General features: G+C 71.6%; 9 protein-coding genes and 1 riboswitch. All 9 genes read left to right on the plus strand.

What is annotated here, in order from left to right; genetic code table 11:
• Nucleotides 1-1,662: alkaline phosphatase family protein (locus tag GH736_RS11725; RefSeq protein ID WP_159603434.1), on the plus strand; the 1,662-nt coding region annotated here is incomplete at its 5' end.
• Nucleotides 1,663-1,748: 86 nt separating this feature from the next.
• On the plus strand, nt 1,749-2,051 hold the full coding sequence (gatC, locus tag GH736_RS11730) for an Asp-tRNA(Asn)/Glu-tRNA(Gln) amidotransferase subunit GatC (RefSeq protein WP_159603436.1): 303 nt from the start codon (nt 1,749-1,751) through the stop codon (nt 2,049-2,051).
• On the plus strand, nt 2,048-3,580 hold the full coding sequence (gene gatA / locus GH736_RS11735) for an Asp-tRNA(Asn)/Glu-tRNA(Gln) amidotransferase subunit GatA (protein ID WP_159603438.1): 1,533 nt from the start codon (nt 2,048-2,050) through the stop codon (nt 3,578-3,580). The genes gatC and gatA overlap by 4 nt, the downstream gene beginning before the upstream one ends.
• Entirely contained in the window at nt 3,580-5,100 is a 1,521-nt protein-coding gene (gatB, locus tag GH736_RS11740; protein ID WP_159603440.1) for an Asp-tRNA(Asn)/Glu-tRNA(Gln) amidotransferase subunit GatB, read from the plus strand. The genes gatA and gatB overlap by 1 nt, the downstream gene beginning before the upstream one ends.
• A 103-nt stretch (nt 5,101-5,203) precedes the next feature.
• On the plus strand, nt 5,204-5,872 hold the full coding sequence (locus GH736_RS11745) for a hypothetical protein (protein WP_159603442.1): 669 nt from the start codon (nt 5,204-5,206) through the stop codon (nt 5,870-5,872).
• Between the two features lie 73 nt (nt 5,873-5,945).
• A complete protein-coding gene (locus GH736_RS11750) occupies nt 5,946-7,244 on the plus strand; it encodes a DNA polymerase IV (RefSeq protein WP_159603444.1) in 1,299 nt (432 codons plus the stop codon).
• 29 nt (nt 7,245-7,273) lie between these two features.
• Nucleotides 7,274-7,648, plus strand: coding sequence for a hypothetical protein (locus GH736_RS11755; protein ID WP_159603446.1), 375 nt, complete (start codon nt 7,274-7,276; stop codon nt 7,646-7,648).
• A gap of 88 nt (nt 7,649-7,736) precedes the next feature.
• Nucleotides 7,737-7,846, plus strand: a riboswitch (TPP riboswitch).
• A gap of 37 nt (nt 7,847-7,883) precedes the next feature.
• Nucleotides 7,884-8,513, plus strand: coding sequence for an ECF transporter S component (locus tag GH736_RS11760; RefSeq protein ID WP_159603448.1), 630 nt, complete (start codon nt 7,884-7,886; stop codon nt 8,511-8,513).
• A 2-nt stretch (nt 8,514-8,515) separates the two neighbouring features.
• The coding region (locus tag GH736_RS11765) for an ABC transporter ATP-binding protein (RefSeq protein WP_159603450.1) at nt 8,516-9,214 on the plus strand (699 nt) is incomplete at its 3' end.

The raw sequence follows: 9,214 nt of genomic DNA on the forward strand, positions 1-9,214 counted from the left end.
GCCGCGGCCGCCGGCGCGGTCGTCGGCGGCGCGGCGGGCGCAGCGGTGGGTCATTCGATCGGCTACTCGCGGGGCGTCGACGAGTTCGTGCCCCTCACCGCGCCGCAGAAGGCGGGGTTCGACCACCTCGTGGTGCTGATGGGCGAGAATCGCTCATTCGACAACCTGCTCGGCTACCTCTACACGGCAGACGACCTGCCCGAGGGCGAGACGTTCGAGGGACTGGCCTTCGGCGACTACGAGAACACGGCGCCCGACGGCACGATCGTCGCGGCGCACGTCTACGAGGGCTCGACCGACGAGATCATGGGCCGCCCGAACCCCGACCCGGGCGAGGCGTTCCCGCACGTGAACACCCAGCTGTTCGGCACCATCGACCCGGCGAGCAACGCGACCGCTGAGATGCACGAGATGAAGGCGCCCTACAACGCGCCGCCGAAGTCCGCCGAGGGAGCGATGTCGGGCTTCCTCACCGATTACTGGAACCACTTCACCACCCTCCGGAAGGGCACCGCGCCCGCTCCCGACGAGGCGAAGCACATCATGGGGTCGTTCTCGCCGCAGATGCTGCCGGTGCTCTCGACGCTCGCGAAGAACTTCGCGGTCTACGACCACTGGCACTGCGCGGTGCCGTCGCAGACCTTCTGCAACCGCTCGTTCTTCCACGCGTCGACGTCGCACGGGTTCGTGACCAACGAGCAGGGCGGCGGCTACGACAAGTGGCTCGATGCCCCAGCGTCTCCGACCGTCTTCAACCGGCTCGAGGAGGCCGGGGTGTCGTGGCGCATCTACTTCGACGAGCTCCAGCTCGTCTCGTTCACCGGCGTGCTGCACGCTCCATCGCTCGAGCCGTACTGGCGCACCGCGCACTTCGCCACGATGAGCCAGTTCTACGAGGATGTGCGAGAGGGTCGGCTGCCGGCCTACGCGTTCATCGAGCCGCGCATGACGTACAACCACAACGACTTCCACCCGCCGGTCGGCAAGCTGAAGGAGGACGTGGTGGCCGGCGAGGAGGTGGTGGACTCGGCGATCTCGGATGTGCGCGCAGGCGAGGCCCTCGTCCACCAGATCTACGAGGCGATCAAGGCGAGCGCTTCCCCGAGCGGGTCGAATGCCCTGAACACCATGTTCCTCATCACGTTCGACGAGCACGGCGGCACGTACGACCACGTCACCCCGCCGAAGGCGACCCCGCCCCACGACGACTCGACGGGCGAGATGGGCTTCGGATTCGACCGGCTCGGATGCCGCGTGCCCGCGATCGCCATCTCCGCGTTCACCCGGGCCGGCACCGTCGTGCACGACGAGATGCACCACGCGGCGGTCGTCGCGACCCTGTCCCGCCTGCACGGACTCGACCCCCTCACGCGGCGCGACGCCGACGCGAAGGACCTCTTCAACGTGGTGAACCTCGACACGCCCCGCCAGCCGGTCACCTGGCCGTCCACCACCCCGCAGTACATCCCGCCGAACCCGCAGGCCGAGGCGCCGCATCCGGCGAACGCGCACAAGGACAAGCCGCTCAGCCCGCCGGCGCAGGGACTGCTGGGCCTGCTCATCGCGAAGTACGGTTCGCCCGACGACCCGGTGCCGCAGACGTACGCCGACGCCTACGAGCTGCTGCACAAGTACGGCGTGGGCCTGTTCGGCAAGCCGTAGCGGATGCCGCGGCGGAGCCGCCGCCGAGCGAAGGCCGCCCCCACCGATAGAATCGGTCCATCCCCATCCCGACACGACGGAGCAGCATGTCCGAAATCAATGCGGAGCAGGTCGCACATCTGGCGAACCTCGCCCGCATCGCGCTCACCGAGGAAGAGATCGAGCACCTCACGGCGGAGCTCGGCCAGATCATGCAGGCGGTCGAGAAGGTGAGCGAGGTGGCCACGCCCGACGTGCCGCCGACGAGCCACCCGATCCCGATGCACAACGTCTTCCGCGACGACGTGGTGGGCGACAACGTGCTCACCGTCGACCAGGCGCTCGCGGGCGCCCCCGAGTCCGACGGCTCGCGCTTCGTGGTGTCGGCGATCCTGGGGGAGGAGCAGTGAGCGACCTGATCCGCCTCTCGGCCGCCGATCTCGGCGAGCGCCTCGCCGCAGGCGAGGTCTCGTCGGTCGAGGCCACCCAGGCCCACCTCGATCGCATCACCGCGGTCGACGGCGCCGTGCACGCGTTCCTCCACGTCGACACCGAGCGCGCCCTCGCGACCGCCGCCGACGTCGACCGGCGACGGGCGGCCGGCGAGGAGCTCGGCCCGCTCGCCGGCGTTCCGATCGCCATCAAGGACGTGCTGGTCACCGAGGGCATGCCCTCCACGGCGGGCTCACGCATCCTCGAGGGGTGGATCCCGCCCTACGACGCCACCCCCGTGCGCCTCGTCCGCGAGGCGGGTCTGGTGCCGCTCGGCAAGACCAACATGGACGAGTTCGCGATGGGCTCCTCCACCGAGCACTCCGCGTACGGCCCCACCCACAACCCGTGGGACCTCGAGCGCATCCCCGGCGGCTCGGGCGGCGGCTCCGCGGCATCCGTCGCCAGCTTCGAGGCGCCCCTGGCGCTCGGCTCCGACACGGGCGGCTCGATTCGCCAGCCGGCGCACGTCACGGGCACCGTCGGCGTGAAGCCCACATACGGGGCGGTCAGCCGCTACGGCTCCATCGCGCTCGCCTCGTCGCTCGACCAGATCGGCCCGGTCACCCGCACCGTGCTCGACGCGGCGCTGCTCCACGACGTGATCGCGGGCCACGATCCCCATGACTCCACCTCGATCCCCGACGCGTGGCCGTCCATGGCCGACGCGGTGCGGCGGGCGGATGTCGCGGGCCTGCGCATCGGCGTCGTCAAGGAGCTCGACTCCGACGGCTTCCAGGCGGGCGTGCGGCAGCGGTTCCACGAGTCGCTGGAGCTGCTCGAGCGCAACGGCGCCGAGATCGTCGAGGTCTCGGCCCCGCACTTCGAGTACGCGATCGCGGCGTACTACCTGATCCTCCCGGCCGAGGCATCCTCCAACCTGGCGAAGTTCGACTCGGTGCGCTTCGGCCTGCGGGTCACGCCCGACGGCGGCGGCACGGTCGAGCAGGTCATGGCGGCCACGCGCGAGGCCGGGTTCGGCCCCGAGGTGAAGCGCCGCATCATCCTCGGCACCTACGCGCTCTCCGCCGGGTACTACGACGCCTACTACGGCAGCGCGCAGAAGGTGCGCACCCTCGTGCAGCGCGACTTCGACGCCGCGTTCGCGAACGTCGACGTGCTGGCCACGCCGACCGCGCCCACCACGGCGTTCAAGCTGGGCGAGAAGCTCGACGACCCGCTGGCGATGTACCTCAACGACGTCGCCACGATCCCGGCGAACCTCGCGGGCGTGCCCGGCATCTCGGTGCCCGCCGGCCTGGCGCCTGAAGACGGCCTGCCGGTCGGCATCCAGTTCCTCGCGCCGGCGCGCGAGGACGCCCGCCTCTACAACGTGGGCGGCGCACTCGAGCGGCTGCTGCTCGCCGAATGGGGCCGGCCCATCCTCGACGGGCTCCCCGACCTCAGCACCCATGAACTGCTCGCGACCGAGGAGGGCGCCGTCTGATGGCCCGCGCAGAACTGATGGACTACGACCAGGCCCTCGAGCTCTTCGAGCCGGTGATCGGCCTCGAGGTGCACGTCGAGCTGAACACCGAGACGAAGATGTTCTCGCCGGCGCCGAACCCCGCGAACTCGAAGTTCCACGGCGCTGAGCCGAACACGCTCGTCACGCCCGTGTGCCTCGGCCTGCCCGGGTCGCTCCCCGTGGTGAACGGCGACGCGGTGCGCTCGTCGATCTCGCTGGGCCTCGCGCTCGGCTGCTCGATCGCCCCGTCGAGCCGCTTCGCGCGCAAGAACTACTTCTACCCCGACCTGGCGAAGAACTACCAGATCTCCCAGTACGACGAGCCCATCGCGTTCGAGGGCTCCGTCGAGGTCGAGCTGCCGAACGGCCGGGTCTTCCGGGTGCCGATCGAACGCGCGCACATGGAGGAGGACGCCGGCAAGCTCACGCACGTCGGCGGGTCGACCGGACGCATCCAGGGTGCCGAGTACTCGCTCGTCGACTACAACCGTGCGGGCGTGCCCCTCGTCGAGATCGTGACGAAGCCGATCTTCGGCGCGGAGGCCGACGCGCCCGAGCTGGCGAAGGCGTACGTGTCGACGATCCGCGACATCGCGATCTCGCTGGGCATCTCCGAGGCGCGGATGGAGCGCGGCAACCTCCGTTGCGACGCGAACGTGTCGCTCCGGCCGCGCGGCGCGGAGAAGCTCGGCACGCGCACCGAGACCAAGAACGTGAACTCGTTCCGCTCCATCGAGCGTGCGGTGAGGTACGAGATCCAGCGCCAGGCGGCCATCCTCGCGAAGGGCGGCACCATCACGCAGGAGACCCGGCACTGGCATGAGGACACCGGCACGACGAGCCCCGGTCGGCCGAAGTCGGACGCCGACGACTACCGCTACTTCCCCGAGCCCGACCTGCTCCCGGTGGAGCCGTCGCCGGAGCTCATCGAGCAGCTCCGCGCCGCCCTTCCCGAGCCTCCGGCGGCGCACCGTCGCCGGCTGAAGGCCGAGTGGGGCTTCACCGACCTCGAGTTCCAGGACGTGCTGAACGGCGGCCTGCTCGTCGAGGTCGCCGAGACCGTGGCGGCCGGCGCCTCACCGGCGGCCGCGCGCAAGTGGTGGACCGGCGAGCTCACCCGCGTCGCGAATGCCAAGGCGACGGATGCCGCATCGCTGGCCACGCCCCAGCAGGTCGCCGAGCTGGCGGCGCTGGTCGAGGCCGGCACGCTCACCGACCGGCTCGCCCGCCAGGTGCTCGAGGGCGTCGCCGCGGGCGAGGGATCGCCGCAGCAGATCGTCGACGCACGCGGGCTCGCGGTGGTCTCCGACGACGGCGCCCTCGTGGCCGCGATCGACGAGGCCCTCGCCTCGCAGCCCGACGTGCTCGCGAAGATCCGCGACGGCAAGGTGCAGGCCGCCGGCGCGGTGATCGGCGCGGTCATGAAGGCCATGCAGGGCAAGGCGGATGCCGCGCGCGTGCGCGAGCTGGTGCTCGAGCGGGCGGGCAACGGAGGCTAGTCGGCGGTCCGGGCGCACGCCGCAGGCCGCCCCTGGACTCACAGCGGGCTCGCTGCTGCCGCCCATAGATTGGGTGGTCCCCTGAGCGATTGACGAGGACACCATGGGCTTCTTTGACCGTCTGTTCGGCGCACCCGACGAGCGTCCCGCGCCGCCCTCCCGGCCGGCGCCGCCGCAGCGGCAGCTGAGCGAGGACGAACTGGCCATCGAGCGCTACCGCTACCTGCTGCGCACTGCGCCGCCCGAGTCGATCGAGGCGGTGCACGCCGAGGCGTTCGCGAAGCTGACACCCGAGCAGCGTCACCAGGTGTACCAATCCCTCGCCGAGCAGGCGCCACCGGGTGAGCGCATCGCGTCCGAGGACCCGTCGACGTTGGCCCGCGCGGCCACCCGGGCGGAGCTGCGCCAGCCCGGCACCATGGAGCGCGCCTTCGCGGGCACGTCGGCCAATGGACGACCGATGCAGGCCGGCCCCTCCATGGGCGCCATGATCGGCAGCTCGATGCTCGGCACCATCGCGGGCGTCGTGATCGGCTCGGCCATCGCGCAGGCGTTCCTGCCCGACGCCTCGAGCTTCGACGCGGGTGCCGACGGCTCCACCGACGGCGGCGGCGACGGTGGAGGGGATGCCGGTGGCGACGCGTCGGCCGACGGCGGCGGGTACGACGGCGGTGGCTACGACGGTGGCGGCTACGACGGCGGTGGCTACGACGGCGGTGGCGGCGGCGATTTCGGGGGCGGCGATTTCGGCGGTGGGGACTTCGGGTTCTGAGCCCGACCCCGCCCAGCCGCCCACGCGGCCGGGCATCGCCGTCGATGACGGCGGCACGAGTTAGGGTCGCACCATGAGCAAGCAGGACGGCTCGTCGAGGCAGGTCACCAGCGGCCCCGTCGACGATTCGGCGACCCCGATCCTGCACGTCGACATGGACGCCTTCTTCGTCTCCGTCGAGCTCCTCTCCAGGCCCGAGCTCCGCGGCAAGCCGGTGCTCGTCGGGGGCACGGCGGGCCGCGGGGTCGTCTCGGCTGCGAGCTACGAGGCGCGCCGCTACGGCGTCAATTCGGCGATGCCGATGTCCATCGCCCTGCAGCGCTGCCCCAGCGCCATCGTCCTGCGGGGTGACTACGCGAGCTACGCGAGGTATTCGAAGCAGGTCATGGCGATCTTCGAGCAGCTCACGCCGCTCGTCGAGCCCCTCTCGATCGACGAGGCGTTCCTCGATGTGTCGGGCGCCCGGCGCCTGCACGGCAGTCCGGCCGAGATCGCGTTGACCATCCGCGACCGCGTGCACGCCGAGACGGGCCTCACCTGCTCGATCGGGGTGGCCGCCACGAAGTACGTCGCCAAGGTGGCCTCCGGCCGTGCGAAGCCCGACGGGATGCTCGTCGTCCCGGCCGCGCAGACCATCGAGTTCCTGCACCCGCTGCCCGTCTCGGCGCTGTGGGGCGTCGGCCGGGTCACCGAGGAGTCGCTGACCCGGCTGGGGCTGCGCACCGTGGGCGATGTCGCGGCCATGCCCTACGACGCGCTCGAACGCTCGGTCGGTCCGGCCCTCGCCGCCCGACTGAGCCGGCTCGCGAACGGCATCGACCCGCGCGACGTGCACACCGCGCGCGCCGAGAAGAGCATCGGGCACGAGAACACCTTCGACCACGACCTGGTCGACCCCGTCGAGATCCGTCGCGAACTGCTCCGGCTCTCGAGCAACGTGGCCGTGCGACTGCGCAAGGCGGGCCTCGTCGGGCGCACCGTCACGTTGAAGCTGCGCTACGGGGACTTCCGCACCGTCACCCGTTCGCGCACCCTCGCGGAGCCCACCGATGTTGCACGCCGCATCTACGACGAGGCCTCTGACGCCCTCTCCGAGCTCGTCGGCGAAGGCGCGCGCGTTCGCCTCATCGGGGTGCGGGCCGAGCACCTCGGCCCGTCGGGCACCGGCGCCATGCTGTGGGACCCCGATGAGGAGTGGCGCGATGCCGAGCGCACGATCGACGAGGTGGCGGCCAAGTTCGGCACGGGAGCCGTGCGTCCGGCGACCCTCGTGCGTCCGGCCGGCGAACGTCGCGGCGAACGACCGCGGCCCGGTGCCGACGACGACGATGATGCAGCGGCCGCAGCCGCAGCGGCGGGGTGGGGCTGGTAGCGCGGGGCATCCGCGAGTAGCGTGGCCGCATGGCTGAACTCGTTCTGGACCTTGCAGGAACCGTCTCCGGTGTCGGCGTGAAGACGTCCTACGGCGAGGCGGTCGACATCGACGGCACGAAGGTGATCCCCGTCGCCCTCGGGGCCTACGGCTTCGGCGGTGGTGGCGGCACGACCGACGCCGACGCCGGCGCGGGCGCGACCGGTGGCGGCTCACGCGAGCTCCACGGTCAGGGCAGCGGTGGCGGCGGTGGCGGCATCTCCATTCCGCTCGGCGCATACGTCGGCCGCCGTGGCGAGGTTCGCTTCGAACCGAACCTCATCGGGCTCATCCTCGTCGCCACGCCGTTCGTCTGGGTGACCGGCAAGGCGTTGAAGGCGATCATCCGCGCGCTGAAGCACTGATCGCCGGACGGCCGCCGGCCACTTCGTCGGTCGACGCGCGTCCCGCGGCGTCATCACGTCGCCGGGTGCGTGCACGAGCGTATACTCTGGTGTCGAACACGGGAGTCCGGTGAGCCGGGCTGAGAGGAAGGTTCTCAACCTTCGACCGTCGAACCTGATCTGGGTCATGCCAGCGCAGGGAGGGCAGCGCATCTCGAATCCCGTGCCTCTTTCCTCGAACTGAAAGGGCACGACAGTGCACGCAACCGTCACTTCCACCACTTCGACCGTGCGTCCCGATGGGCGACGACTCCGCTGGCGCGTCGTCGACATCGTGGTCGCGAGCGTCATCGGCGTCGCCGTCGGCGTCGTCTTCTGGGCCTGGGGCGTCGTCTGGGGTCCCATCTCCGCACCCATCGAGGCGCTGCTTCCCGGGCTGCAGGCCGCCCCGGCAGCGCTCTGGCTGGTGGCCGGCGTGCTCGGTGCGCTCGTGATCCGCAAGCCCGGCGCCGCGCTCTACACGGAGCTCGTCGCGGCGATCGTCTCCGCACTGATCGGCAGCCAGTGGGGCGGCCTGCTCACGATCGAGGCCGGCCTCGTGCAGGGGTTGGGCGCCGAGCTCGTCTTCGCGATCTTCCTCTACCGCAACTGGCGGCTGCCCGTCGTGCTGCTCGCCGGCGCCGGCGCCGGTCTCGCGATGGCGGTCAACGACCTCGTCCTCTGGTACGCCGGAGCGGCACCCACCTTCGCGATCGTCTACACGATCTCGGCCGTCGTGGGCGGGGCCCTCATCGCGGGCGGGCTCTCCTGGCTCGCGGTCCGGGGGCTCGCACGGGCGGGCGCACTCGACCGGTTCGCCGCAGGACGCGAGCTCCGGACGGTCTGACGATGACGACGCTCGACGCGTCGACGCGTCCGGCGGCGGTGACCGCGCGGGGCTGGGGCTGGCGTCACGGCGGACGGCGTGACGCCGCCGTGCACGGCCTCGACCTCGACATCCGGCCGGGGGAGCGCCTACTGCTCCTCGGCGCGTCCGGTTCGGGCAAGTCGACCCTGCTGCACGGGATGGCGGGCGTGCTGGGCGGCGACGACGAGGGCGAGTCGATCGGCGAGCTCCTCGTCGACGGGCGCCCGGCCTCCGCGGCCCGCGGGCGCGCCGGGCTGGTGCTGCAGGACCCCGATGCACAGGTGGTGATGGCGCGGCTCGGCGACGACGTGGCCTTCGGGCTCGAGAACCTGGGCGTGCCACGCAGCGAGATCTGGCCGCGCGTCGGCACCGCGCTTTCGGCGGTGGGCCTCGACCACCTGCCCCTCGATCATGCGACCACCGACCTCTCGGGCGGACAACGCCAGCGACTGGCGCTTGCCGGGGTGCTCGCCATGCGCCCCGGCCTGCTCCTGCTCGACGAGCCGACGGCGAACCTCGATCCGGCCGGCGTGGGCGAGGTGCGCGATGCGGTCGCGCGGGTCGCCGACGAGACCGGCTCGACCCTGGTCGTGATCGAGCACCGCGTGTCCGTCTGGCTGCCGGTGGTCGATCGCATCGTCGTCCTCGGCGCCGACGGGGGGCTGCTCGCCGACGGCGCG

Origin of the sequence: Agromyces humi (assembly GCF_009720255.1) — a bacterium.
Classification (GTDB): Bacteria; Actinomycetota; Actinomycetes; order Actinomycetales; family Microbacteriaceae; genus Agromyces; species Agromyces humi.